The organism is Streptomyces sp. 63XJN7_1_ISO-PGPR-S23-121 (genome assembly GCF_056173025.1).
On record NZ_CM149653.1, the window covers coordinates 3,341,533 to 3,365,095 of the forward strand.

At 73.3% G+C, this 23,563-nt stretch carries 27 protein-coding genes and 1 pseudogene; 15 read left to right on the forward strand and 13 right to left on the reverse strand.

Features of this window, described 5'->3' with window-relative positions:
• Positions 1–78 precede the first annotated feature (78 nt).
• Entirely contained in the window at positions 79–897 is an 819-nt protein-coding gene (locus AC0VYN_RS14520; protein WP_475536347.1) for an SAM-dependent methyltransferase, read from the forward strand.
• A 103-nt stretch (positions 898–1,000) separates the two neighbouring features.
• Here the strand turns inward: AC0VYN_RS14520 and AC0VYN_RS14525 are convergent, their stop codons facing one another.
• Both AC0VYN_RS14525 and AC0VYN_RS14530 read right to left on the reverse strand, forming a co-directional pair.
• On the reverse strand, positions 1,001–1,921 hold the full coding sequence (locus AC0VYN_RS14525; RefSeq protein ID WP_475536883.1) for a helix-turn-helix domain-containing protein: 921 nt from the start codon (positions 1,919–1,921) through the stop codon (positions 1,001–1,003).
• Between the two features lie 142 nt (positions 1,922–2,063).
• A complete protein-coding gene (locus AC0VYN_RS14530) occupies positions 2,064–2,291 on the reverse strand; it encodes a DUF397 domain-containing protein (protein ID WP_385471968.1) in 228 nt (75 codons plus the stop codon).
• A 350-nt stretch (positions 2,292–2,641) separates the two neighbouring features.
• Between AC0VYN_RS14530 and AC0VYN_RS14535 the strand changes: the two genes are divergently transcribed.
• The 5 genes from AC0VYN_RS14535 (at position 2,642) to AC0VYN_RS14555 (ending at position 6,372) form a co-directional block, all read left to right on the forward strand.
• A complete protein-coding gene (locus tag AC0VYN_RS14535; protein ID WP_475536348.1) occupies positions 2,642–3,040 on the forward strand; it encodes an ATP-binding protein in 399 nt (132 codons plus the stop codon).
• 28 nt (positions 3,041–3,068) lie between these two features.
• A complete protein-coding gene (locus AC0VYN_RS14540; protein WP_475536349.1) occupies positions 3,069–3,614 on the forward strand; it encodes a hypothetical protein in 546 nt (181 codons plus the stop codon).
• 144 nt (positions 3,615–3,758) lie between these two features.
• Positions 3,759–5,528, forward strand: coding sequence for an ABC transporter ATP-binding protein (locus AC0VYN_RS14545; protein WP_475536350.1), 1,770 nt, complete (start codon positions 3,759–3,761; stop codon positions 5,526–5,528).
• A gap of 167 nt (positions 5,529–5,695) precedes the next feature.
• Complete coding sequence (locus AC0VYN_RS14550; RefSeq protein ID WP_475536351.1) at positions 5,696–5,959, forward strand: DUF5133 domain-containing protein; 264 nt, start codon at positions 5,696–5,698, stop codon at positions 5,957–5,959.
• Positions 5,960–6,156: 197 nt separating this feature from the next.
• The gene (locus AC0VYN_RS14555; RefSeq protein ID WP_385461769.1) at positions 6,157–6,372 is read left to right on the forward strand and encodes a hypothetical protein; all 216 of its coding nucleotides are present in this window, start codon (positions 6,157–6,159) and stop codon (positions 6,370–6,372) included.
• 6 nt (positions 6,373–6,378) lie between these two features.
• Here AC0VYN_RS14555 and tgmB read toward each other — a convergent pair whose 3' ends face one another.
• From tgmB to AC0VYN_RS14570, 3 genes are all read right to left on the reverse strand, one after another.
• Positions 6,379–7,368 carry an ATP-grasp ribosomal peptide maturase gene (gene tgmB / locus AC0VYN_RS14560; protein ID WP_475536352.1) on the reverse strand — a complete coding sequence of 330 codons (990 nt, stop codon included), beginning with the start codon at positions 7,366–7,368 and terminating at the stop codon, positions 6,379–6,381.
• 16 nt (positions 7,369–7,384) lie between these two features.
• On the reverse strand, positions 7,385–7,576 hold the full coding sequence (tgmA, locus tag AC0VYN_RS14565; protein ID WP_475536353.1) for a putative ATP-grasp-modified RiPP: 192 nt from the start codon (positions 7,574–7,576) through the stop codon (positions 7,385–7,387).
• A gap of 120 nt (positions 7,577–7,696) precedes the next feature.
• Positions 7,697–8,002 carry a YkvA family protein gene (locus AC0VYN_RS14570; RefSeq protein ID WP_475536354.1) on the reverse strand — a complete coding sequence of 102 codons (306 nt, stop codon included), beginning with the start codon at positions 8,000–8,002 and terminating at the stop codon, positions 7,697–7,699.
• Between the two features lie 208 nt (positions 8,003–8,210).
• On the opposite strand from AC0VYN_RS14570, the gene AC0VYN_RS14575 reads away from it, so the two are divergent.
• Complete coding sequence (locus tag AC0VYN_RS14575; RefSeq protein ID WP_475536355.1) at positions 8,211–9,641, forward strand: hypothetical protein; 1,431 nt, start codon at positions 8,211–8,213, stop codon at positions 9,639–9,641.
• Positions 9,642–9,703: 62 nt separating this feature from the next.
• On the opposite strand, the pseudogene AC0VYN_RS14580 reads toward AC0VYN_RS14575, so the two are convergent.
• From AC0VYN_RS14580 to AC0VYN_RS14590, 3 genes and pseudogenes are all read right to left on the reverse strand, one after another.
• Positions 9,704–11,837 (reverse strand): annotated as a pseudogene (locus AC0VYN_RS14580) (xanthine dehydrogenase family protein molybdopterin-binding subunit).
• Between the two features lie 25 nt (positions 11,838–11,862).
• Positions 11,863–12,858, reverse strand: coding sequence for an FAD binding domain-containing protein (locus AC0VYN_RS14585; RefSeq protein ID WP_475536356.1), 996 nt, complete (start codon positions 12,856–12,858; stop codon positions 11,863–11,865).
• Positions 12,855–13,421 carry a (2Fe-2S)-binding protein gene (locus AC0VYN_RS14590; protein ID WP_386927045.1) on the reverse strand — a complete coding sequence of 189 codons (567 nt, stop codon included), beginning with the start codon at positions 13,419–13,421 and terminating at the stop codon, positions 12,855–12,857. Before AC0VYN_RS14590 ends, AC0VYN_RS14585 begins: the two co-directional genes overlap by 4 nt.
• A 119-nt stretch (positions 13,422–13,540) precedes the next feature.
• On the opposite strand from AC0VYN_RS14590, the gene AC0VYN_RS14595 reads away from it, so the two are divergent.
• Both AC0VYN_RS14595 and AC0VYN_RS14600 read left to right on the forward strand, forming a co-directional pair.
• Positions 13,541–13,960 carry a maleylpyruvate isomerase N-terminal domain-containing protein gene (locus AC0VYN_RS14595; RefSeq protein WP_475536357.1) on the forward strand — a complete coding sequence of 140 codons (420 nt, stop codon included), beginning with the start codon at positions 13,541–13,543 and terminating at the stop codon, positions 13,958–13,960.
• A complete protein-coding gene (locus AC0VYN_RS14600; protein WP_475536358.1) occupies positions 13,936–14,226 on the forward strand; it encodes a hypothetical protein in 291 nt (96 codons plus the stop codon). Before AC0VYN_RS14595 ends, AC0VYN_RS14600 begins: the two co-directional genes overlap by 25 nt.
• A 16-nt stretch (positions 14,227–14,242) precedes the next feature.
• On the opposite strand, the gene AC0VYN_RS14605 is transcribed toward AC0VYN_RS14600, so the two are convergent.
• Both AC0VYN_RS14605 and AC0VYN_RS14610 read right to left on the reverse strand, forming a co-directional pair.
• Entirely contained in the window at positions 14,243–15,343 is a 1,101-nt protein-coding gene (locus AC0VYN_RS14605) for a hypothetical protein (protein ID WP_475536359.1), read from the reverse strand.
• A 218-nt stretch (positions 15,344–15,561) separates the two neighbouring features.
• Complete coding sequence (locus AC0VYN_RS14610) at positions 15,562–16,629, reverse strand: YihY/virulence factor BrkB family protein (RefSeq protein WP_475536360.1); 1,068 nt, start codon at positions 16,627–16,629, stop codon at positions 15,562–15,564.
• A 190-nt stretch (positions 16,630–16,819) separates the two neighbouring features.
• Here AC0VYN_RS14610 and AC0VYN_RS14615 point away from each other — a divergent pair, with 190 nt between their 5' ends.
• From AC0VYN_RS14615 to AC0VYN_RS14630, 4 genes are read left to right on the forward strand one after another with little or no spacing between them, the layout of a single operon-like run.
• Positions 16,820–17,215 (forward strand): hypothetical protein, encoded by a 396-nt coding sequence (locus AC0VYN_RS14615; RefSeq protein ID WP_475536361.1) that lies wholly within the window; start codon positions 16,820–16,822, stop codon positions 17,213–17,215.
• Positions 17,212–17,997 carry a hypothetical protein gene (locus AC0VYN_RS14620; protein WP_475536362.1) on the forward strand — a complete coding sequence of 262 codons (786 nt, stop codon included), beginning with the start codon at positions 17,212–17,214 and terminating at the stop codon, positions 17,995–17,997. Before AC0VYN_RS14615 ends, AC0VYN_RS14620 begins: the two co-directional genes overlap by 4 nt.
• Positions 17,998–18,038: 41 nt before the next feature.
• The gene (locus AC0VYN_RS14625; RefSeq protein ID WP_475536363.1) at positions 18,039–18,575 is read left to right on the forward strand and encodes a roadblock/LC7 domain-containing protein; all 537 of its coding nucleotides are present in this window, start codon (positions 18,039–18,041) and stop codon (positions 18,573–18,575) included.
• Positions 18,576–18,621: 46 nt separating this feature from the next.
• Positions 18,622–18,996, forward strand: coding sequence for a roadblock/LC7 domain-containing protein (locus AC0VYN_RS14630; protein ID WP_475536364.1), 375 nt, complete (start codon positions 18,622–18,624; stop codon positions 18,994–18,996).
• A 72-nt stretch (positions 18,997–19,068) separates the two neighbouring features.
• Here the strand turns inward: AC0VYN_RS14630 and AC0VYN_RS14635 are convergent, their stop codons facing one another.
• Positions 19,069–20,433, reverse strand: coding sequence for an FAD-dependent oxidoreductase (locus AC0VYN_RS14635; protein ID WP_475536365.1), 1,365 nt, complete (start codon positions 20,431–20,433; stop codon positions 19,069–19,071).
• A 216-nt stretch (positions 20,434–20,649) separates the two neighbouring features.
• Between AC0VYN_RS14635 and AC0VYN_RS14640 the strand changes: the two genes are divergently transcribed.
• On the forward strand, positions 20,650–22,119 hold the full coding sequence (locus AC0VYN_RS14640) for an MFS transporter (RefSeq protein ID WP_475536366.1): 1,470 nt from the start codon (positions 20,650–20,652) through the stop codon (positions 22,117–22,119).
• Between the two features lie 33 nt (positions 22,120–22,152).
• On the opposite strand, the gene AC0VYN_RS14645 is transcribed toward AC0VYN_RS14640, so the two are convergent.
• Positions 22,153–22,305, reverse strand: a complete 153-nt coding sequence (locus AC0VYN_RS14645; RefSeq protein ID WP_385473482.1) for a hypothetical protein — start codon at positions 22,303–22,305, stop codon at positions 22,153–22,155.
• Between the two features lie 150 nt (positions 22,306–22,455).
• Here AC0VYN_RS14645 and AC0VYN_RS14650 point away from each other — a divergent pair, with 150 nt between their 5' ends.
• The gene (locus tag AC0VYN_RS14650) at positions 22,456–22,629 is read left to right on the forward strand and encodes a CsbD family protein (protein WP_475536367.1); all 174 of its coding nucleotides are present in this window, start codon (positions 22,456–22,458) and stop codon (positions 22,627–22,629) included.
• A gap of 82 nt (positions 22,630–22,711) precedes the next feature.
• On the opposite strand, the gene AC0VYN_RS14655 is transcribed toward AC0VYN_RS14650, so the two are convergent.
• Complete coding sequence (locus AC0VYN_RS14655) at positions 22,712–23,551, reverse strand: chitosanase (protein WP_475536368.1); 840 nt, start codon at positions 23,549–23,551, stop codon at positions 22,712–22,714.
• Between the last annotated feature and the right edge of the window lie 12 nt (positions 23,552–23,563).

A 23,563-nucleotide genomic window follows, 5' to 3' on the forward strand; every position in this document is an offset into this window, starting at 1 on the left:
GTTCGCCTGTCCGCCCGGTCTCCAGGATGTACTCTCTGTCATGCCAGTGCAGTTGGCGCGGTACGAGCTGGGGGAAAGATGCAAGCCGACAAGCAGCTGTCCACGGAGATCGACGCCAACGTGCCAACGGCCGCACGTATGTACGACTTCTATCTGGGCGGCAAGGACAACTACGCGGCCGACCGGGCGGCGGTCGGGGAACTCGACAAGGTCGTCCCCAGCACCCGTCGGCTGGCCCTGAACAACCGGCGCTTCCTGCAGCGCGTGGTCAGGACCCTCGCCCAGGAGTACGGGATACGCCAGTTCCTCGACCACGGCTCCGGTCTGCCCACGCAGGACAACGTGCACACCGTCGCGCAGCGCGTCGACCCCGAGTCCCGCGTGGTCTACGTCGACAACGACCCGATGGTGCTGGTCCACGGCCGGGCTCTGCTCGACCAGAACGACCGCACGGCCGTCATACACGCCGACATGCGCTCGACGGAGGAGATCTTCTCCCACCCGGAGACCCAGCGCCTGATCGACTTCTCGCAGCCGGTGGCGGTGCTGTTCAACTCGGTCTTCCACTGCATCCCGGACAGTGAGACCGACGGGCCGAAGGCCGTGGTCCGCCGCGTGACCGAGCGGCTCGTGCCCGGCAGTTACGCGGTCATGTGCCAGCTGGTCAGCGAGGATGCCGAGGTACGGAAGTTCGTCACCGACTTCATGGGCCAGGCGACGCAGGGCAACTGGGGGCGCGTGCGCGAGCCCAAGGACGTCGAGGCGCTGTTCGAGGGCATGGAGATCATGGAGCCGGGCCTGGTGGAGGTCTCCACCTGGCGGCCGGACAGTGAGGTCGCTCCCCGCCAGCTCAGCAACGAGTGGATCGAGTTCGGCGGCCTGGGCCGCATCCTCTAACTCCCGCGGAGTCCGGGGCCGTGCGCGAGGGCGGAAACGCCGGCGCACGGCCGGCTCGCCGCCGAGCCCTCCGCGAAGCGCTGTCCCGCTCGCGCTCTTCCGCTCAGCTCGCGGCGTAACGCCCCGACACGCACGCGCTCAGCATCTCCAGGGACGCGCGCGGAGTCAGCGCCTCGTCGGCCAGACGGTCCAGGGCGACCCGGTACTCCTCGGTCTCGTCCTGGTCCTCGAGGAAGTTGGCGCTCTTGATGTGCTCCAGGTAGACCACGTCGGGAAGGTCGCTGCCGCCGAAGCGGAGGAAGGTCACCGGGATCGCGGGCGCCGACGCGTTGGTCACGTCCAACGGCACGATCTGCAGGGTCACATGAGGCCGCCGTGCCATCGCGACGAGGTGCTCGAGCTGTTCCCGCATGACGTCGCGGCTGCCCAGCACGCGGAGCAGCACCGACTCGTCGATGATCGCCCACAGCTGCGGCGCGTCCGGACGGAGCAGCAACTTCGCCCGTCGCATCCGCAGTTCGACACGCCGCTGGACCTCCGCGGCCGGCGCGCTGGGCAGGCCGCGCTCGACCACGGCACGGGTGTACGCCGCCGTCTGGAGCAGTCCGGGGACATACTGGATCTCGAAGGTGCGGATGGTCGCCGCGGCCTCCTGGAGGCCGACCAGGCGGTCGAACCACTCGGGCATCAGGCGCTTGTCGTACCGCTGCCACCAGCCGGGCTCGCCGGCGCGCCGCAACAGCTTCAGCAGCACCGAGGCCTCGTAGGCGTCGGTGCCATAGCGGTCCAGCAGCGCACGGACGTCGTTCTCCGCCGGGGGCCTGCGGCCCTTGCCCGACTCGATGCGCGACAGCTTCGCCGGGCTGAACCCGAGCTCCCGGGCCGCCTGGTCCTGGGACAGGCCGGCGTCCTCGCGGAAACCCGCCAGCTGCACGCCGACGAGCATCTTCAGGAGCGTGGGGGCCGGCTCGGTCCGGTCCAGATAAGGTTCGAGACGGGAGATGCGAGGCGACGCGGCGGACATCGTGACTCCCAGCAGACCGGCAGACTTGATGAACACACTATCTCATCCCGCCGCTCCACACCGCATGAGCCCGCGCGAAATGGGTAGTTGACCTCCGCTTCGCTGTCGGCGTGCGCAGCGGCGGCCCCCTCCCGTACCCGCCTCACAGCAGGTGGTCGAACTCGCCGTCCTTCGCGCCGGCCAGGAAGGCGGCCACCTCCGCGGGGGTGTAGACGAGCGCGGGGCCGTCCGGGTCACGGGAGTTGCGCATCGCTATGCCCCCGTCGACGAGGGCCACCTCGACGCAGTTGCCCTCGGCGTTGCTGTGCCGGCTCTTCTTCCAGCGGGCGTCCAGCGAACTGGCCCGCACTCCGTTCCGCACTGGTGGCACCGCAGTCTCCTTGCTGTCCGGGGGAGCGGACCCCGTCGCGGCGGCCGTCCGTGCTCCCACCCGATTTTTTCCGCGCAATTTCTCGTGCAATTGCACGCGATCGCTGTCTGCGTGGATAATAGCCGTGGCGTCAACCGTTAAACAGGCGCCCCGTACTGACGTTGCATCAGGGAGATGTCGTGCCGTCACCTGCGCATCCACTGCTCCGCCCACCCGGCAGGCCCGTGCCGGAGACGGACGTGGCGAGCCGGTACGACGGGCTCCCGCGCACGGCACGAGCGCCCGACCGCCCCGCCGAGTGGCCGTCCCCCAGTACCCGCGCGACACCGTGCGCCCCACCCGCCCCCGCGTTGCTGAGCATCGCCTGCAGCGCGGAGGGGTTCGCCCGCGCCCGGAAGTTCACGCGGGACACGCTGCGCCGGTGGTCCCTCGACCACCGCGGCGACGACGCGGTCCTGGTGATCACCGAGCTAGCCGCCAACGCCGTGGCGCACGCGGCGCCGTCGGCGGCGACGGACCGGCCGCAGATCGGGCTGGCACTGACCCCGCGTCCCGGCCGTCTCCTGCTGAGCGTCTCCGACGCCGGCGGCGGCGTGCCCGTGCGCACCTCGTCCGACGACCGCGACCTGCGCGAGCACGGCCGCGGTCTGTGCATCGTCGAGGCCCTGGCCGAGGACTGGGGCTGGACCCCGAGACCTCCGGCGGGCAAGACCGTCTGGGCCGCGTTGTCGACCCGCACCCTCACCTGACCCGACTGCCGCGGAAGGGCCCCACACCATGCGCAGCGCTCCGACCCCACAGCCGAGCACCAGGCGCACCGACCGTCACCCGTCGGCGGCCGGTCCGCTCCGTACCGCGCCCCTCGCCGGCCTGGACCGGGTCCCGTGGGACCGGATCCAGGACTCCAGCGGCTCCGCCGCGGCCATCCCCCAGCTGCTCGACAAGGTCGCCCGCGGCGACGCGGAGACCGCCCGCGCCGCCCTCGGCGATCTGCGGAAACGGATCTGCCAGTACGGCTTCGTCGTCGAGCAGGCCACCGCGGCGACCGTGCCCTTCCTCTGGGAACTGGCCCAGCGGCCCCAGGTGAACTGCCGGGCCCAGATCATCCAGTTGCTCAAGAACATCGCCGACGCCCGGCAGTGGGAGACCACCGCCACCGCCTACCCCAAGCTCCTCAACCACCGGGAGAACCCGGTGGCGTGGGAGCGTGCCGCCCGGCAGGCCGTCCGCGACCGGCGGGGCGAGCTGGAGCGGCTGCTGGCCGAGGGCGACAGCGAGATCACGCGTGCCACGACCGAACTGGCCCGCACGCTCGGAGACTGAGGCCCGCGCCCTCCACGGGGGAGAAGGCGCGGGCCTCCCTCCCGCTCTGCGGGACGGTGTGGCGCGGTCCCGGCCGAAGAGGTAAGAAAGCGCGAGTCTAGAAAGCGCTTGCCCTACCCCTCGGTCACCAGGAGGACCACGCCGATGGCGTCGTCGTTGGAAAAGCCGCTCGACCACCGCTACCGGGGCGAGCACCCGATACGCACGCTCGTCTACCTGCTCCACGCCGACCGCCGCCGGCTGGCCGGAGCGGTCGCCGTCTTCACCGTCAAGCACAGTCCCGTCTGGCTGCTGCCCCTCATCACGGCGTCCATCATCGACACCGTCGTCCAGCACCGGCCGATCGGCACCCTGTGGACCAGCACAGGGATCATCATGTTCATCCTGGTCGTCAACTACCCGCTGCACCTGCTGTACGTCCGTCTCCTGTACGGCAGCGTCCGCCGGATGGGCACCGCCCTGCGCTCCGCCCTGTGCACGCGCATGCAGCAGCTCTCCATCGGCTACCACTCGCGCGTCAGCGCGGGAGTGCTGCAGGCCAAGGTCGTGCGGGACGTCGAGACCGTGGAACAGATGGTGCAGCAGACCGCCGAGAACGGCCTCGGCGCGCTCACCGTCCTCACCGGCGGCCTCGTCATCATCGCCGTCCGCACACCGGAGTTCCTGCCCGTCTTCCTCGTCGTCGTGCCCGCCGCCTCCCTCCTCGTCGCCCGGCTGCGCGCCCGGCTGCGGGCCCACAACGAACACTTCCGGCACGAGGTGGAGACCCTCTCCTCCCGCGTCACGGAGATGACCCGGCTCATCCCGGTCACCCGCGCCCACGGGCTGGAGGGCAAGGCGCTGCGCCGCATGGACGGCACCCTGGACCGGCTGCTGACGTCGGGGATGCGCCTGGACCTGGTCAACGGCCGCTTCGGCTCGCTGTCCTGGGTCGTGCTCAACGTCGTCGGCGTCCTGGTCCTCGCGGGCGCGGCACTGATCTCGTACTACGACGTGTGGGGTGTGAGCGCCGGCGACGTCGTGATGCTGAGCGCCTTCCTGACCACACTGACCAACTCCACCACGACGCTGGCGGGCCTCGCCCCGGTCATCACCAAGGGCCTGGAGTCGGTCCGCTCGGTCGGCGAGGTGCTCCAGGCGCCCGAACTGGAGGACAACGAGGGCAGGACGGAGGTCACGTCCCTGCGCGGGGCCGTCACCTTCGAAAAGGCCGGCCACGCCTACGAGAGCGACGGGCGGCCCGCCGTGCGCGACTTCACCCTCGCGGTCGAGCCGGGCGAGACCGTCGCGCTGGTCGGCGCCTCCGGCGCCGGCAAGTCAACCGTGCTCAACCTCGTGATCGGCTTCCTGCGCCCCACCAGCGGCCGCGTCCTCCTCGACGGCACCGACATGAGCACCCTCGACCTGCGCACGTACCGGCGTTTCGTCTCGGTGGTGCCGCAGGAGTCCATCCTCTTCGACGGCACGATCCGGGAGAACGTCGCCTACGGCATGGACGACGCCGACGAGGAGGCGGTGCGCGCGGCGCTGCGCGACGCCAACGCGCTGGAGTTCGTCGAGCGGCTGCCGCAGGGCCTGGACACCCTGGTCGGGGAGCACGGCGCCCGTCTGTCCGGCGGTCAGCGCCAGCGCCTGGCCATCGCCCGGGCCCTGATCCGTGACCCCAAGGTGCTCATCCTGGACGAGGCCACCTCCGCCCTGGACACCCGGTCGGAGGCGCTGGTCCAGCAGGCCCTCGCCCGGCTGTTGCGCGGACGCACCACGTTCGTCGTCGCGCACCGCCTGTCCACCGTGCGGGGCGCGGACCGGATCGTGGTGATGGGGGAGGGGCGGATCCTCGAAGTCGGCACGCACGACGATCTGCTGCGCAGGCAGGGTGCCTACACGGCCCTGCACAGCGGCCAGGTCGCCTGATCTCCACCAGGGTGTTCCTTACCTTTTCCACCTCCTTGTCAACCCGTCAGACCCTCGACCGGACACAAAACGAACGAATCTAGTCAATTGCGAGCGAGGGTGCTCATGGAGTGAATGTCTCGTCAGGGTTCGGGCATACGCAGCGGAAATCGAGAGAGGGGCGCTTCGTGCTCGAACCGGACCCGAAGGTCGTCAGGGAGTTGCTGACGCGGTACGCGTCACTGCGCATCGCTCAGGCGGAGAGGGAGCGGCCGGCCACGGCGCGCGAGCTGGCGGACGTCAGCTACACGCTGTGCGTGATGACGGCGACGACCACCATCCACGAAGCGGTGGCCAAGGCGGACGAGCTGCTGCTGGCCAAGGGGCGGGCACAGGCCGCCGTCCGGACCGCGGACCCCGACGGGGAGAGCGACCTGTCGCTGGCCGTGTGACGCCGTACCGGGGCCCGTCCCGCGGAGCCGCCCGGAAACGTCCGGCGCGGTCCGCGGGACGGGCCCCGCGCACGTCGGCCGGGCCCGGGCCCCCGTCACCTCCTCGGGGGGAAAGCGCACCCCCGGACGGCCGGACGCCTAGACTGCTCAGTCGCGCCTCCGTGCGGGGGCGGACGACACGAAAGGCACGTTGACGGGTGTTCCAGGATTCCCCCATCTACGACCGACTCGTCGCCGAATGCGGTGACGTCCCCACGCAGGTGCGCCGGGAGGCCGAGCGAGTGAGCAGGGAACTGGAGGTCGTCATGCGGCCCCTGCACTCGCCCGGCCACCTGCCCGGCGCCGAGCGCACCCCGTCCCCCGGCGCCGGCTGGCAGCGCACCGCGCTGCTGCCGGGGCCGCGCACGCACTGACGCGGCTCACCCGACGGCCGCGGGGTCCGTGCCGCCCTCCGCCGCCGCCGGCTCCGCGCCGCCCGGCCGGGCCAGCCACCGGGCGATGGTGCGGGCGATCGGCTGGCCCGTGTCCACCTCGACGAAGCCGAACTGCCCCGACTGGTTGCACTCCAGGAACCACCAGGTGCCGTCACCGTCCTCGGCGAAGTCGAAGGCCCCGTACGCCAGGTGCGCCCCGCGCATGTAGGCCAGAACGGCCTCCGTGACGCGCTGCGGCACCCGCGCCGGCCGCCACGGCTCGCCGGACGAGGAGAAACGGACGTCCACCTCCTGCGCGTCCCGGTCGGCCAGGGTCGTCCTGCGGGCGGCCAGCAGCCGGTCGCCGACCACGGTGAGCCGGACGTCGGCACGCTTGGCGACCCGGCGTTGCAGCAGCGTCGGGCCGAGGGCGACGGCGGAGAAGTCCGCCTCGGGCGAGACCCGGCTGGTCGGCACCGCCAACGGCGGATCCTGCGGGTGCGCGCCGGAGACGGGCTTGACCACCAGGTCCGGGTACCGCTCGGCGAACTCGCGCGCCGCCCGCGGGAACGTCGTGATCAGCGTGGCCGGCACGGGCAGCCCGCACTGCTGTGCGTGACGCAGCTGCCAGGGCTTGAACCGGGCCCGGTGGGCCGCGTCCGGCTGGTTCATCCACCGGGCCCCGCAGCCGCGGAGCATGCCGTAGAGCGCCTGCGCGGACTCCTCGGTCAGCCACGCCGAGGGCTCGGCGGCCCGCGCGGCGGCGCCGCCCGGCCTGCGCACCCATACGGACCGCAGCCCCCCGATGCTCACCAGACGGCCCCCCGACGACAGATGGCCGCGGAAGGAGCCGTGCACGAACTCACCGGAGAGCGCGACGGAATGGGTCAGGTCGGCGGGGTCCATGCGGACCACCGGCACTCCCGACGCGTTCAGGTGCACGACCACCATGTCCGCGGTGACGTCCTCTTCACAGGTCAGGATCAGCACGGTCATTCTCGGCGGCCCGTGTTCAGTCGTCGAAGTGAGTCTTCGACCCCGCAGTGGAGGTCGTGGTGCCCAGTTCTCTCAGCAGCGCGTGGTCGCAGGCGGCCACCCGCCCGTCGACGAGCACGTTCAACTGCAGCCCGGAGTCGTAGACGTACGGAGTGGTGGCTTTCAACTCCACTGCGGGCCGTGCGTAGTTGAGCGCGAACGGTTGCATCGTCTCTCCCTAGTCGGTGCTGCGCCGATCAAGCGATGGTCCCTGTTGCGCCGTCGCCTGGTCCGCCGACTTCCTTCGGCTTCCAGAGACTTATACGAATCGAACGGGTGAATGGTTTCCTTACGCAGCGTAGTCGCGGGGCGGGTGCGTGCCCCGTCCCCGCCCGCCGAAGGAGCCGCGCACGGAGCGCAGGGCGAGAAGCAGTACGCCGATGTCGTCCAGGTACACCGGATCGGGCACGAGGTCCGCCGGCAACACGAAGTAGAGGACGGCGCCCCAGAAGACCCACCGCGGGCCGGCGGGAAGTCCGGCCCTTCTGAGGTTCCGTCGGGTACGGACCAGCCGCACCAGGACGCCGACGGCCACGCAGAGAGCGGCCAGCGCGAGCGCCACCGCCGCGACGATCACCACTGTGGTCGTATCCACTCCGCCGCCCCTCCTCCTGGTGCGCGGCACATGCCCTGTCTGACGGATTCCCTCTCGACGCGGCGATAAGGCTCCGCGCCGGGTCTCTCATCCCCGTGGCCCGTCCGAGTGGCACCGTGCGGTGGACGCGCCTAGTAATGGGCACCACCCACCGCGCGTCGCATGCCGGGGACGCAGGGCGGCCGCACCCCCGATCCACGGAGAGACCATGACCACCGGCTCCTCATCGTCCCGTACGACCGAATACGCCATATCCGCCGAGGACCTGCCGGCCGGGGAGACGACCTCGGCCACCGGCACGCACACGGTCCGGCCCTCGATCGCCCGTTCGCCCGCCCGGAGGGGACCCGTCCCGTGGGAACCCAGCCTGAGGCAACGCATGTGCCGTGCCGGCGGCCCCTTCCGGCCGGCCCCCCGGGAACCGGTCCCCGAACCGGACGTCGCGGACCTCCTCTCCGACGAGGACCTCTTCCCCGACGAGGACCTCCGGGACGGCGAACCCACCGGCAACGGCCCCGCGGACGGAGAGCCCGACGGCCACCAGCCCGACGGTCACGGAGTCCCCGCCCGTGAAACCGCGGCCCATGACGACGCGTCGCGGTCGTACGGAGACCCCGTCGGCGACCTCGTGCGCGCCGCCGTGGCCGACCGGCCGCTGGACGAGGTCGTCGACCTCATCACGATGCTGGCGCAGTCCCCCCTGTACGCGGCGGCCACGGGCGACGCGCTCCGCGCGGTGGGCGTCGACCGGTCGGTGGAGGACGTCACCCGGCTGGCCGGCCTGCTGACCCGGCCGCCCCTCCGCCCGGACAGCGCGGACGAGGCGATCCGCGCCGCGGTGGCACACCGCCCGGTGGAGGACGTCACCCGGCTGATGACCCTGCTGCACCGCACCCCCCTGGAGCCGCGGTGCGGGCAGGAGGCCGTACGGGCCGCCGCCACCGGCCGGCCCGTCGAGGACCTGGTCGAACTGATCGGCAGGCTCGCCGAGGAGCAGCGGGCGCACGCCGGCCGGCCGCAGCCGAGGCCCGCGCGGCCGGTCCCGGAGGACGGGTACGCGACAGAGGAGCCGTGGCCCGCGGAGGAACCGGCGGCAACGGCCGTGGCCGGCTCCCGGCGCCGCGAACGACGCCGCGCCCTGCGTCCGGTCCGGTGGGCCCGGGCCCGGGACCGTGCGCCGCGCGGCCGCGACCGCCGTCCCGTGGTGCGCCGGGCCGTCGGGCGGGCGCTGTGGCCGACGTGGTGCACCGTCACCGCGCTCGCCGGCTGCGGCGTCGCCTACTTCCCCCTGCACCGGAACGACGCGTCCGTCGGCGGCTACGCGGTCGCGCTCGGGATGTCGGCGCTCTGTCTGGCCGTCGCCCTGGTCCTGACCGTGCGCGCCGCCGTGCCGGTGCTCGCCGTCGCGGTCGTGCTGCCGGCCGCGCCGGCCGCGGCCGGGCTCTACGGCACCGCCGCCCCCTCGGCGGGGGTGTCCCGGACCGTGGACCTCACCCTCGCACCCGCCTGGGGCGCCGTGGGAGCCGCCGTACTGGCGTCACTGGTCGCGCTGACGGCACTGTGCGTCCGGGTCGCCTCCCAGGCACCCGCCCGGGGCCGGACGATCCGCACCGTCACCCGGGCCCGCCGCGCCGACTGACCCCGCGTCCGGCCCGTCGTGGCCGGCGCCGGGCGACCGGCGTGGGCCACGACGGGCCTCCGTCACGCCGCCCCCAGCATGCCCGCGGGGTGCTCGTGCTCGAGCAGTCCCGAGAGCACCCGGTCCGGGGTGAGCGGGAGCTTCCCGGAAACGGATGCCGGTGGCGTGGCGGACCGCGTTGCCCACGGCCGCCGCCGCACCGACGATGCCGATCTCGCCGATCCCCTTGCTGCCCATGGGGTTGAGGTGGGCGTCGTCCTCGTCCACCCAGTACGCCTCCACGGACGGGACGTCGGCGTGCGCGGGCACGTGGTACGACGCGAGGTCGGACTCGGTGAAGTCGCCGAAGGCCGGGTCCACCGTGCTGTCCTCGGTCAGCGCCATGCCCAGCCCCATCGTCATCCCGCCGACGAACTGGGAGCGTGCCGTACGGGCGTTGAGGATGCGCCCCGCGGCGAAGACGCCCAGCATCCGCCGTACCCGCACCTCCCCGGAGACCGTGTCGACGGTGACCTCGGCGAAGTGCGCCCCGAACGCGTGCCGTGCGTAGGGGCTCTCGGCGTCGGCGGTGCCGGAGGTGTCGGCCTCGGCCACCACGCCCTCGGCGGGCAGCGGGCCGGTGGGGCCTGCCAACTGCCCGGCCAGCCGGGAGCACGCCTCGTGCACGGCCCAGCCCCAGGAGGCGGTGCCGGACGAGCCGCCCGCCACCGGCGCGAACCCGATGTCGCTGTCCGCCACCTCGATGCGGACCCGGTCCAGGGGCACGCCGAGGACGTCGGCCGCTATCTGCGCGCACACCGTCCGCGCCCCGGTGCCGATGTCCGTGGCGTTGACCCGCACCAGGAAGCCGCCGTCGGGCAGTGCCCGGGCCGAAGCGCGGCAGGGCGCGGCCATCACCGGATACGTGGCGGCGGCCACCCCGCTCCCCACCAGGAGGGGGCCCTCGGTGCGGGACCGCGGACGCGGATCGCGCCCCGCCCACCCGAACCGGCTCGCGCCCTCGCGCAGACACTCCACGAGATGCCTGCTGCTGAAGGGCCGTCCGCTCTCGGGCTCGGTCTCCGGCTCGTTGCGCACCCGCAGCTCCACCGGGTCGATGCCGAGTTCGGCGGCGAGCTCGTCCATCGCGGACTCCAGCGCGTACATGCCGGGGCACTCGCCCGGGGCCCGCATCCAGGACGGCGTCGGCACGTCCAGGGGCACCACGCGGTGGACCGTGCGCAGCGCGGGTGTGCCGTACATGACGCGCGCGGGGACCGCCGCCTGCTCCACGAACTCCTTCACCCGCGACGTGTGCGTCGTCGCCTCGTGGGACAGCGACGTGAGCCGCCCGTCGGCGTCGGCGCCGAGGCGCAGCCGGTGCAGGGTCGGCGCGCGGTGGCCGACGACGCAGGGCAGGTAGCGGCGCGGCAGGGCGACGGTCACCGGCCGGCCGGTGTGCAGCGACGCCATCGCGGCCAGGACCACGTCGGGCCGGGGCGTGCCCTTGGACCCGAAACCGCCGCCCACGTGCTCGGCGCGGACCGTGATCCGGTCCTCGGTCAGCCCGAACAGCCGGGCCAGCTCCTTCCGCACGGCGGTGGTGCCCTGGCTGGAGGAGTGCACGGTCAGCCGCTCGCCGTCCCACACCGCGGTGCTGGAGTGCGGCTCCATCGGGTGGTTGTGCAGCGGCGGCACCCGGTACACGACGTCGATCCGGGCCGGTGAGGACGCGAAGGCGCCGTCGGCGTCGCCGTTCTCGGTGGTGGCCGGGAAGCCTCCGTTGGCCGTCTCGGGGACATAGGCCCCGGCGTGGTCGGCGGTGAGCGTCACGTCGTGGTCCTGGGCCTCATAGGTGACGCGGACGGCGGCGGCACCCGCCCGGGCCGCCTCCAGCGTCTCACCCACCACCAGGCCCACGAACCAGCCCCGGTGCGGCACCTTGGGGCTCTGGAGCACGGCGAGCGTCGGGTCGTCCGGCTCTCCCAGCCGGGGGGCGTTCTCGTGCGTGAGCACCGCCAGCACGCCCGGCAGGGCGAGCGCGGGCGCGGTGTCCACGCCGGTCACCCGGCCGCGCGCGACCGCCGCCGGCACGGGCCAGGCCTGGACGCGGCCGGGGACGTCGAACTCGGCCGCGTACCGGGCGGTGCCGGTGACCTTCTCCCGCCCCTCCCGGCGCTCGGCGGGAGCGCCCAGCACGGTCTCGGTGCCGGTCATGGAATCCTCCTCGGGGACGCCGGTGTCAGTCGATGGCGGCGGGCGGCGCCAGCCGGCCCAGTACGTCCAGGGCGAGCCGGCGGGCCAGCGGCACCTTGTAGGCGTTGTCCCGCAACGGCGCGGCGGCCGCCAGCTCCAGGTCGAGGGCGTGCTCGAACGCGGCCGTCGTGGGCGCCGCGCCGAGCAGCGCCTCCTCGGCCCGCCGGGCCCGCCACGGACGGTGCGCGAGCGCGCCGAACGCGACCCCGGCGCGTTCCACCACACCGTCCGCCAGGTGCAGCACGACGGCGACGGAGGCCAGCGCGAAGGCGTACGACGCCCGGTCCCGGGCCTTGCGGTAGGCGGACGGCAGTCCGGCCGTCGCGGCCGGCAGGACCACACCGGTGATCAGCTCGCCGGGCCGGATCTCGGTGTCCAGTTCGGGATGCTCGCCGGGCAGCCGGTGGAACTCGGCGGCGGGCACGCTCCGGGCGCCCTCCGTGCCGTGCAGCTCCACGCGCGCGTCGAGCGCGGCCAGCGCCACGGCCATGTCCGAGGGGTGGGTGGCGATGCACAGCCCGGACCCCCCGAGCACCGCGTGATCGCGGTGGACCCCCTCCAGGGCGCCGCAGCCGGTGCCGGGCGCCCGCTTGTTGCAGGGCTTGGACAGATCCTGGAAGTAGGGGCAGCGGGTGCGCTGCAGCAGGTTTCCGCCGGTGGTCGCGGCGTTGCGCAACTGACCCGAGGCGCCCGCCAGCAGGGCCTGGGACAGCGCGGGGTAGCGGTCACGGACGGCCGGATGGGCGGCGAGGTCGCTGTTGCGCACCATGGCGCCGACCCGCAGCGAGCCGTCGGGCAGCTCCTCCACGGAGTCCAGCGGCAGCCGCGTGACGTCGACGAGGGCGGCGGGCGTCTCCACGCCGAGCTTCATCAGGTCGACCAGGTTGGTGCCCCCGCCGAGGTAGCGGGCGCCGGGGTGGGCGGCGAACGCGTCGGTGGCCTCCTCGACGCTGCCCGCCCGTACGTAGGCGAAGGGCTTCACGGGATCACGTCCTCGACCGCGTCGGCGATACGCGGATAGGCCCCGCACCGGCACAGGTTGCCGCTGAGCCGCTCCCGGATCTCGTCCCGGTCCAGCGGCACCGGCCCGCCGGAGGGCGTCGCCGGGTCCGTGACGTGGGAGGGGTGACCGGCCTCGGCCTCGGCGAGCGCACCGACCGCGGAGCAGATCTGGCCGGGGGTGCAGTAACCGCACTGGAAGGCGTCGCGTTCCAGGAACGCGCGCTGCAGCGGGTGCAGTTCCTCGCCGTCCCCGGCGAGGCCCTCGACGGTGGTGACCTCACTGCCGTCCAGGGCGACGGCCAGCTGCAGGCAGCTGTTGACGCGCCGGCCGTCGACCAGGACGGTGCAGGCGCCGCACTGTCCGTGGTCGCAGCCCTTCTTGGCGCCCGCGAGTCCGAGGTCCTCCCGCAGGAGGTCCAGCAGGACGCGGCGGTGGTCGACGGAGAGGGTGTGGGGTTTGCCGTTGACCCGCAGGGTGGTGTCCGAGCGGTGCGGCTCGGACGGACGGGAAGCGGGGGAGGCGCTCCGGTGCTGGCTGTCCATGGCGACGCTGACCTTCCGGGACGGGCCGTGCTGCTGTGCAGACCGCGTATCCACGTCACGCCGGCTGACACGTGAGGGTTCCCTGAGTCGCCCCGCCGGCGCCGCCCTAGGGTGGCGCCATGACCACGGAAGACGAGAACGCTACGGACCCGGTCCGCGTCGTGCGCGACGCGTACGAGGCGCTGGCGGCGGTCGTCCGCCCGCTGGGGGACGAGGAGTCGTGGCTGCCGACCGACTGCAGCGGATGGGCGGTGCGCGATCTGGTGTTCCACCTGCTCGGGGACGCCCAGCGGGCCCTGGTGGCGCTGCACACCCCCGCCGTCGGGCCGCCCGGCCGGGATGCCGTCACCTACTGGCGCGACTGGGCGCCCGACCCCGCCGGCGCCGCCCACGGACGGCGCTGGAACCGGGTCGCGGCGAGCATGTTCCCCGACTTCGGACAGTCAAGGAGTCCTACCTGGAGACGGCGGCGGCCACCGTGGCGGCCGCGGCGACGGCCGAGCCGGACCGCCCGGTGCGCACCCAGGGACATGTGCTGACCGCCGGGGACCTGCTGACGACCCTCGGCGTCGAGGCGACCGTGCACCACCTCGACCTGAGCGTCGCACTGCCCGCCGCGCCCGGTCCGTCACCGGCGGGGCTGACCGCGGTCCGCGCCACCCTCGACGGTCTCCTGGGGCGCCCGGTCCCGCTGGACTGGAGCGACCGGCACTACGCCAGGGCCGGCATCGGACGCGCCGCGCTCACCGCGGACGAACGGCGGTCCCTGGGCGCCGACGCGGACCGCCTCCCGCTCTTCTGCTGAGCGCGGCCGGCGGCCGTCAGTCGCCGCGCCCGGCGCTCCTGAACCGTTCCAGCGTGCGGGTCAGCCCCCGCAGCGGGGACGGCACCGGCGTCTCGGACGGAGGGGGCCCGGCCGGGGCGGGCCCGGCGGACTCGCGGTACGCGGCCAGCGCCTCGGCCGCGCGCTCGGCCGCCTCCCGATACAGGTCCCGGGACTGCGTCATGGCCTCCAGCGCCTCGGCGTACATGGCCACCAGCTTGCGCTCGCGGGCCAGTTCCTCCTCCAGGGTGAGCAGCCGCCAGTCCTCCCGCAGCGCGCCGAGCGCCTCCTCGGCACCGTCCACGAGCGGCCGGGGGAGCACCGCGAAGGCCGTCACCGCCGCGATGAGGTCGACGGGCTCGCTGCCGTCCAGGAACACACTGCGGACGGAGAAGGCCTCGGCGTCGTACTCCTCCGGGGCCGGGGTGCCGGGCAGGACCACCGCGCCGCCGCGCGGCACCTGGACGCCGAAGTCCTCCAGCGCCCAGTTCACGACCCGGAGCTGCTGCGGTGCCGCGCGGTGCTCGACCACGCGGTGGCGCAGACTCGCGGGCAGCCGCTCCGCCAGCGGCACCCGGCCGCGGTGGTCGGGCGTCATCGCCTCGTGCACGACGACGTGGATGTTCCACGCGCCGCGCCCGGCCTCCTTGAGCAGCCGCCGTACCGCCTTGTCGTCGTCCGGCAGGTTGTTGATCCCCCGCAGCCGCAGGCCGGTGGCGATGTCGCGGTCCCAGGTGACGTCGGGGTCGTCGGGCCAGAACATGGTGGCGGGCGACGGCCAGGCGGGGTCCCAGGCCTCCTCGGCCTCCGCGAGCAGCGTCCAGTCCTGTCCGCCCGCCGAGCCCGGTGCCAGCGTCAGCCGGGCGCGCACGGTGACGGTGCCACCGGCCCTCCAGCGTGCCTCGAAGATCTTCGGGCCGGGTGAGCCGTCTTGGGCCGGGTCCTCGGGCAGCTCCTGGAAGTCGTCGAGGACATGGCCGTCCTTGAGCCGTCGCAGGGTGCGCCGGACGGTGTCCTCCGCGGCGGATCCGACGTGGCGGCCGCGAGCCGGCCACACCGTGGGTGGAGTCGTGGGGCGGGCGGTGGAAGAGGTCGGCATGAGTCCATCTGCGAGGCGGAGGTACGGGCGAAAGGCCAGTATCGTCGCCGCCGGCCACCGGAGGTCACCCGGGGTCCGCCGACCGGGCGTGCCGTGTACCCCGACCGGCCCGTCCGACGTGCCGGAGGCGGATCGCGGGGAGGCCGGGGGCGAGGACGGCGGGAGACCCGCCGTCGGTCAGGGCGTCTGCCCGCCCGTGGGGGACGGGCCCCGAGACGTCACTCGTCCGGTGGAGCCGCGCGCCGCCGGTCCGCGGAGTCCCAGGCCCGCGTGTCGCGAGGCTCCACGTACGGCTCGTCCTCGGGCGGATGACCGCCGTCGATGACACGCTGCCGGGCCAGCTCGGCGTCGAACTCCAGGCCCAGGAGGATCGCCAGGTTCGTCACCCACAGCCAGACCAGGAAGACGATGACGCCCGCGAGCGTGCCGTACGTCTTGTTGTACGAGCCGAAGTTCGCCACGTAGAAGGCGAACCCGACGGAGGCCACGAGCCAGACCAGCAGGGCGATGACGCTGCCCGGCGTGATCCACTTGAAGCCCCGCACCCGGGCGTTCGGAGTGGCCCAGTACAGGATCGCGATCATCATCGTGACGAGCAGCACCAGGACGGGCCACTTGGCGAAGGACCACACGGTCAGCGCGGTGTCGCCGACGCCGAGCGCGGTGCCCGCCTGCCGGGCCAGCGTGCCGGTGAACACCACGATGAGGGCGCTGACCACGGCCAGCAGGAGCAGCACCACGGTCAGTGCCACCCGCAACGGCAGCACCTTCCACACCGGCCGTCCCTCCGGCACGTCGTAGACCGCGTTGGCCGCGCGGATGAACGCGGCCACGTAGCCGGACGCCGACCAGACGGCACCGAGCAGACCGACCACCGCGAGAACGGAGCCCAGGCCCGCCTTGGCCTGCAACTGCTTCACCGCGTCGCTGATGATGTCCCGCGCGGACCCGGGGGCGAGCTTCTGGATGTTGTCCAGGATCTCCTGGGTGGCGGACTGCCCGGCGATCCCGAGCAGGGAGACCAGCACCAGCAGCGCCGGGAAGAGCGACAGGATCCCGTAATAGGTCAGGGCGGCGGCGCGGTCGGTCAGCTCGTCGTCCTTGAACTCGGACAGCACGCGCCGCAGCAGCGCCTTCCACGAGCGCTTCGGCAGCTCGGTGGGGGAGTCGGGGGCGGCCCGCTCGGTGGAGGCGCCCGGACCGTAGTCCTCGGGCGCCTTGCCGTCCGTGGTGCGGTCGGGGTCCGGTGTGTGCTTCCCGTGGCGGGAGGGGGGCTGTTCGGCCATGTCAGGGCGGGTTGCCCGTCCGGGCGGGTCCACTCCTGCATCCTCTCCTTCCCAGGGCCGAAACGTCGCAGTATGCCGCAGCGGGGGCACGTTCCTCTGGAAAATGCCAAAGCGCTCACCGGACCCGTGCACTTTCCGTAGTCTCGTCGTCACGTTCGCGGTACAGCCGTGCAGGGGGAGGGGATCCGGCGTGCCCGGAATCGACGAGAGTCTGCTGGAAGCCATGCGGCTGCCCGGCGCACGGGGCGCTTCGCTGGTCGACTGGATCAGCGGCCTCGCCCTCGGCGCGGTGGGGGAGGCACCGGGCGGCGACCCGGAGGCGACGGCCGCGGAAACGGCGGAACTCGCCCGGCACATCGCGGAGAGCGGTTCCCTGGCACCGGCCGGCGCGGCACCGCCGGAGAAGGAGCCGCCGGTCGAGGACATGATCGTCACGACGGCGGACTCCTACCACCTGCTCAGGTTCGTCAGCACGCCCTTCGACAGCACGGTCTTCCTCCACCTCTGGCTGGACCGCAACGACGGCAACCTCGCGCTGGCCCGCATACGGCTGGCCGAGATGGCGGATCGCCTGGTGCTCGGATGACCGCAGCGACCACGGCCTGGGCCGCGCACGGAACCACGTCGGAGGCCCTCGGCACCCTCGCGGCCGACGGTGCCACCGGCGCCCTGTCGGGCGAACGCGGCATCGTGTACCTCTCGGCGGGCCGCGTCGTGCACGTGGAGTCGGCCCTCACCCCGGACCTCGGCGCGCTGCTCACCCGCAGCGGCGCCGTCCCGCCGGACGGCTGGTGGGAGGCGGTCGACCGGGGCGGAACCCACCACCGGGTCGGGCACCGGCTGGTGGACAGCGGCCGGCTCACCGCCGGTGCCCTGGAGGTCTGCCACCTGGGCGCGCTGTTCGACGCCGCGTACTTCGTCCTCGCCCACGACACCCGCGCGCACCGCTTCCGGCCCGGTGCCCTGCACTGGCTCGGCGCGGTGCGGTCCGTGCCCGTGGACACCGTCGTGCGGGAGTCCAAGCGCCGCCGCGCCCTGCTGGAACGCATATGGCCGGACCCCGACATCGACGTCGTGCCGCTCGTCCGGGTGCCCGGCGCCGGCACCGGCGACCTGCCGGCGCGGCGCAGCCGGACCCTGACCCAGGTCGACGGCGTGCGCACCGCCTGCGACATCGCCGCGTCCCTCGCCTGCCGGACCTACCACACCCTCGTCGAACTGCGCCGCCTGGCCGCCGACGGACTCGTCACCGCCGCCCCGAGCAGACCCGCACCGGCCGCGGGGGGCCAGGAGGCGCACCCGGTCACGTGGGACGACCCGGACACGGCACTGCTGCGCCGGCTTCGAGACGCCCTGGAGGCCCTGTGATACGCGCGCGTCGCCAGCGTGCCGAAAGGAGACTGCTCATCATGGCCGTCGAGAGCGACGTCCTGGACGAACTGCACCGCCTGCGCAACCGCGTGCCCCAGCTGACCGGATCGCTCGCGGCCACCGTCGACGGGCTCGTGCTGGCCCACGACGCGCCGGGCACCGAACCCGAGGGACTCGCCGCGCTCACCGCCGCCGCGCTCGGCGTGGCCCACCGCATGGCCGAGGCCACCGCGCGCGGCGGCTTCCGGGAACTGCTGCTGCGCGGGGCCGACGGCTACGTCGCCACCTACGCGGCCGGCCCGGCCGCCGTGCTCACCCTGCTCGCCGCGGGCCGCGTCAACGTGGGGCGGCTGCACCTGGAGGGCCGGCGCAGCGGCGCCCGCATCGGCGAACTGGTCGCCGCCCACATCGGCCACGAGCGCACCCGCCCCGGCGGCCGTCCGGCACCGGGCGAACACGCCGCGACGACGCCGGCCGATCCCGCCCGGCAGATCGGCACCCTGCCGGTGCGCACCCCGCAACGGCCGGCACACGAACCGCGTCCCCAGGCCGGCGGCCACCGCCGGCCCACCTGACCCACGGTCAGGTGTCCACCGATCACGTACGGAAGGAAACCCACGCATGGCCAACCTGGAGACCTCGCTCAAGGAATGCCTGAGCTCGATCGACGGAGCGACCGCCGCCGCGCTGGTCGACTACACCAGCGGCATGGCCCTCGGCACGCTGGGCGGGACCAAGGACTTCAACCTGGAGGTCGCCGCCGCCGGCAACACCGACGTCGTGCGGGCCAAACTGCGCACGATGGAGCTGCTCGGTCTGAAGGAGGAGATCGAGGACATCCTGATCACCCTGAACAGCCAGTACCACCTGATCCGCCTGCTCAAGGGCCGCGGCGGCAACGGGCTGTTCCTCTACCTCGTGCTGGACGGCAGCCGCGCCAACCTGGCGATGGCCCGCCACCAGCTGCGCCGCGTTGAGAGCGAGCTGGAGGTCTGACACCCCCGCGGTACGGAACACGGGCGCGGCCCGGCGGGACACCCCGCCGGGCCGCGCCCGTGTGCCACCGGCTCAGGCGCCGCTCTCCCTGAGCATGTCCTCGCGCTCGACGAGCTTCACGCGCTCGCGTCCCTGCGGCTCGCCCAGCGCCTTCTCCGCGGCGTCGAGGCGGTACCAGCCGTCCCACGTGGTGAAGCGGACCTTCCGCTCGGCCAGGTAGGCGTACACGGCCTCCGGGTCCGGAGCGGCGGGTGTGTGCAGGCGGCCGTTCGCGTAGTCGTCCAGCAGGTTGGACACCGTCTCGTTGGCGTCGCCCTTGGTGTGGCCGATCAGGCCGACCGGGCCGCGCCGGATCCAGCCGGTGACGTACGTCGACTGGAGGTGCTCGCCGGACTCCTGGACGACGCGCCCGCCCTCGTCCGGGACCGTGCCCGAGTCGAGGTCCCAGGGCAGCTTCGGGAGCTGGTCGGAGAGGTAGCCGACGGCCCGGTAGACCGCCTGGACGTCCCAGTCCTTGAACGCGCCGGTGCCCTTGACGTTCCCGGTGCCGTCGAGCTCGGTGCGCTCGGTGCGCAGGCCGACGACCCTGCCGTCCTCGCCGAGGATCTCGGTGGGCGACTCGAAGAAGTGCAGGAACAGCTTGTGCGGCCGGTCGCCGACGTCGCGGATCGCCCAGTTCTCCAGGGTCTTGGCGACCATGTCGGCCTGCTTGTTGCCGCGCCGGGTCGCGATCGAGCCCTCGTCGTAGTCGATGTCCTCGGGATCGACGACGACCTCGATGTTGGGGGAGTGGTCCAGCTCCCGCAGCTCCATCGGGCTGAACTTGGCCTGCGCCGGGCCGCGGCGGCCGAAGACGTGGATCTCCCGCGCCCGGTTGGCCCGGAGTCCCTCGTGGACGTTCGGCGGGATCTCGGTCGGCAGCAGTTCGTCGGCCGTCTTGGCGAGAACGCGGGCCACGTCGAGGGCGACGTTGCCGACGCCGAGGACGGCGACCTTCTCCGCCTGGAGCGGCCAGGTGCGCGGCACGTCCGGGTGGCCGTCGTACCAGGACACGAAGTCGGCGGCGCCGTAGGACCCGTCGAGGTCGATGCCGGGTATGGGCAGCGCCCGGTCGGCCGTGGCGCCCGTGGCGAAGATCACGCCGTCGTAGAACGCGCGCAGGTCGTCCAGGCTGATGTCGGTCGGGTAGTCCACGTTGCCGAAGAGGCGGATCTGCGGCTTGTCGAGCACCTGGTGCAGGGCGGTGATGATGCCCTTGATCCGCGGGTGGTCGGGGGCCACGCCGTAGCGGATGAGCCCGAACGGGGCGGGCATGCGCTCGAAGATGTCGATGGACACGCCGGGGTCGGCGGCCACCTCGGACTTGAGCAGGGCGTCGGCGGCGTAGATTCCGGCCGGGCCGGATCCGACGATGGCTACCCGCAGAGGGCGGGGCATGTTCGGGTTCCCTTCGAGCGGTAACAGATCGACTCTCGGGGAAGCCTAAACTGAGGCAAGCCTAAGTCGGTACGCGGGTCCGGTCTATGAGCCCATAAGGACGGCTTATGGGATCCCACGGTACGGCTTTGCCCCGGGTTTGAACCCCCGGCCACGGGTGACGCAGGCGTGAGGCGCGGCGAACGCGTCCCATGCCGTCTCGTGAGGAGAGCCCCCGTGCAGCGTCCGGACGACCGCCCGGCACCGAACCGCTGGCGGGCCCTGTGGGTGACGCTGGTCGCCGGGTTCATGACCCTGCTGGACGTGACGATCGTCGCCGTCGCCCTGCCGTCCATGCAGCGGGAGCTGCACGCCTCCGCGGCGTCCGTGCAGTGGGTCGTGTCCGGTTACGCCCTCGCCTTCGCGCTGACCCTCGTCACGGCCGGCCGGATCGGCGACGCGTTCGGCAGGCGCCGCGTGTTCCTCGCCGCCCTGGCCGCCTTCGTGGTGTTCAGCGCCGCCGCGGGGGCCGCGCCCGGCATCGAGCTGCTGGTGGCCGCGCGGCTCGCCCAGGGCGTCGCCGCGGGCAGTATCGCGCCGCAGAACTCCGCACTGATCCAGCAGCTCTTCCGGGGCGCCGAACGCGGGCGCGCGTTCGGCCTCTTCGGCGCCACCGTGGGGGTCTCCAGCGCCGTGGGACCGGTCGTCGGCGGGGTGATCCTCGCGCTGGCCGGCCCCGAGGGCTGGCGGTGGATCTTCTACGTCAACGTGCCCGTCGGCGTGCTGGCGCTCGTGCTCGGCCTGCGCCTGCTGCCGCGCGTCGCTCCCGGCCGCCGGGGACACCTCGACCCGGTGGGCGTCACGCTCCTGGGGGCCGGGATCCTCGCGGTGATGCTGCCGTTGGTGCTCGCCGAGGCGGGCGGGGTGCGCCGTACGTGGTGGCTCTTCCCGCTGGGGCTGCTGGTCCTGCTCGGATTCGCCGGCTGGGAGCGCCGCGTCGCCCGCCGTGGAGGGGATCCGCTGCTGGACCCGGGACTGCTCACCGAGACCCGCGGCTACGCCACCGGTGCGGGCCTGGGCGCCCTGTACTTCGTCGGGTTCAGCGGGGTGTGGCTCGTGTTCGCCCTCTTCTTCCAGAACGGGCTGGGCTTCTCGCCGCTGATGTCCGGACTGGCGGTGACCCCGTTCGCCGTGGGGTCCGCCACCGCGGCGGCCGTGGCGGGCCGCCTGGTGGAACGGCTGGGACGGCTGCTGACCGTCTGGGGACTCGTCGCCGTCATGGCGGGGCTGGGGACGACCGCGCTGGTGCTGTGGCTCGCGCCCTCCGACCGCGCCGCCTGGTTCGCGGCCCCGGCACTGCTGGTGGGCGGACTCGGCAGCGGCTGTGTGATCTCCCCGAACATCACCATGACGCTGCGGGACGTCCCGGTGCGGATGGCGGGAGCCGCCGGCGGTGCCCTCCAGACGGGCCAGCGCCTGGGCGGCGCCGTGGGCACCGCCGCGCTGCCGGGGCTGTTCTACGTGACGCTGAACACCACCCACGACGACTACCACGAGGCCATGGCCCTGTCGGTCGGCTCCGGTGTCGCCGCCATGCTGTGCGCGCTGACCGTCGCCGTCCTCGACTGGCGCCGTGACCGCCATGCCTCCGAGGGCTGCCCGCCGGAGACGTCCCACAGCCACACCCACGTCGCGGGGCAGGGCTGAGGGGCCGTCCCGCCGGCGACCGCCTCGGCCCGCTCAGTGGGGGCGCTTGCCGCCGAACTTCCGCAGCATCTCCTGCGCCTGCGCCCGGCGGCGGGGGTCCGCGGCGGCGCGGCGCACCTGCTCCGCCGCCCGGCGGCCCTGCGGGCTGCGCGCGAACTGCTTGATCCGGTTCAGCATTCCGGCCATGACGTCCTCCGGGTCGACGGGTCTGGTCTGTCGTCCATGTACGTCGTCCTTCTACCCGCCGGTCCTCCGATAAGCCCGCGGGTTTGACCCCGCCGGGACGGGCGACCCGCCAGGGCGACAGCGCAATCCGACGCCGTGAGGTGAGCATTCGTGGCCGGCAACGAGAAATCCAGGGCCAGGACCGAACAGGCCAAGGGGAAGGCGAAGGAGATGGCGGGGCGTGCCGTCGGCAACGAGAGTTTGACGGCCGAGGGCCGCGCCGAGCAGTCGAAGGGCGACGCACGCCAGGCCAAGGAGAAGGGCAAGGACGTGTTCCGGCACTGACGCCGGCGGCGAAGCGGCACCGCGATGGGCCGCGGAGAGAGCGTGCGGCTCTCTCCGCGGCCCATCGCGGTGCCCGGCGGCCTCAGTCGATGCGGTAGCTGTCCCCGTACACCCGCCATCGCAGCGGCGGATCGAGGTCGAGGTTGCCCTCGCGCAGGAAGACCCGCTGCGCCGTGTCGACCCGGCTGGTGTCGCTGTGCGCCGCCTCCTGCCTCATCGCCCGCACCCGCGCGTCGAGGAAGGCGTGCAGATAGGCCACCTCGTCGCCGCCGAGGGCCGGGGTCCGGGCCTGGCGCATCGCCCGTTCACGGATCGCGGGGAAACCGGCCGGGTCGTCGCCGCCGCCGTGCATCACCATCGCGTCGTAGTACGCGAACTGGCCGAGCGTTCCGAGACCGTCCCCGGTGGCCCGCCGGACGGCCGGGCCGAAGTACACGCGGTCGCGTTCGTCGTCCTGTGCCCGGCGGAACTCCCGGTCGCGGGCGGCCCGGCGCCAGTTCTCCGGGAAGTCCGGGTCCAGCCCCTCGTGCGAGTCGGAACCGTCCACCGCGCGCAGCGCGGGCAGATGGCGCGCGAGCACGTTGCCGGGCCTGCGGTCGGTGTAGAGCTCCACCAGGCCGAGCATGTCGCCGGTGCCCGAGCAGAAACCGATGATGCCGCCGGTGTAGCCGCGGCCGTCACCGATGTCCTCGAGGTACGCGTACTGCGCCTTCCAGTCGAGCGAGGAGTTCTCGGCGCTCGACACCAGGCGCATGGCGATCTCCTTCTTCGCCGGGTCGGCAAGCCCCGCCGGACGCCCGCGTGCCGCTCGCGACGGCCGCAGGCCGGGAATCGCCGCCGCCGGTGACGCGGAGGTCAGGGCGGTCAGGGCGCGACGCAGGACGCCCCGGCGGCGCGCGGGATCGGGGGACGGGTGGTTCACGGATGCTCCTGG

Bases quoted from the DNA above. Each gene is read 5' to 3' on its own strand.
- AC0VYN_RS14610 (WP_475536360.1), bottom strand. From the start codon at position 16,629: ATGGCCGAACAGCCCCCCTCCCGCCACGGGAAGCACACACCGGACCCC.
- AC0VYN_RS14630 (WP_475536364.1), top strand. From the start codon at position 18,622: ATGGCCAACCTGGAGACCTCGCTCAAGGAATGCCTGAGCTCGATCGAC.
- AC0VYN_RS14520 (WP_475536347.1), top strand. From the start codon at position 79: ATGCAAGCCGACAAGCAGCTGTCCACGGAGATCGACGCCAACGTGCCA.
- tgmB (WP_475536352.1), bottom strand. From the start codon at position 7,368: ATGACCGTGCTGATCCTGACCTGTGAAGAGGACGTCACCGCGGACATG.
- AC0VYN_RS14545 (WP_475536350.1), top strand. From the start codon at position 3,759: ATGGCGTCGTCGTTGGAAAAGCCGCTCGACCACCGCTACCGGGGCGAG.
- AC0VYN_RS14605 (WP_475536359.1), bottom strand. From the start codon at position 15,343: ATGCCGACCTCTTCCACCGCCCGCCCCACGACTCCACCCACGGTGTGG.
- AC0VYN_RS14595 (WP_475536357.1), top strand. From the start codon at position 13,541: ATGACCACGGAAGACGAGAACGCTACGGACCCGGTCCGCGTCGTGCGC.
- AC0VYN_RS14590 (WP_386927045.1), bottom strand. From the start codon at position 13,421: ATGGACAGCCAGCACCGGAGCGCCTCCCCCGCTTCCCGTCCGTCCGAG.
- AC0VYN_RS14625 (WP_475536363.1), top strand. From the start codon at position 18,039: ATGGCCGTCGAGAGCGACGTCCTGGACGAACTGCACCGCCTGCGCAAC.
- AC0VYN_RS14575 (WP_475536355.1), top strand. From the start codon at position 8,211: ATGACCACCGGCTCCTCATCGTCCCGTACGACCGAATACGCCATATCC.
- AC0VYN_RS14525 (WP_475536883.1), bottom strand. From the start codon at position 1,921: ATGTCCGCCGCGTCGCCTCGCATCTCCCGTCTCGAACCTTATCTGGAC.
- tgmA (WP_475536353.1), bottom strand. From the start codon at position 7,576: ATGCAACCGTTCGCGCTCAACTACGCACGGCCCGCAGTGGAGTTGAAA.
- AC0VYN_RS14635 (WP_475536365.1), bottom strand. From the start codon at position 20,433: ATGCCCCGCCCTCTGCGGGTAGCCATCGTCGGATCCGGCCCGGCCGGA.
- AC0VYN_RS14645 (WP_385473482.1), bottom strand. From the start codon at position 22,305: ATGGCCGGAATGCTGAACCGGATCAAGCAGTTCGCGCGCAGCCCGCAG.
- AC0VYN_RS14540 (WP_475536349.1), top strand. From the start codon at position 3,069: ATGCGCAGCGCTCCGACCCCACAGCCGAGCACCAGGCGCACCGACCGT.
- AC0VYN_RS14620 (WP_475536362.1), top strand. From the start codon at position 17,212: ATGACCGCAGCGACCACGGCCTGGGCCGCGCACGGAACCACGTCGGAG.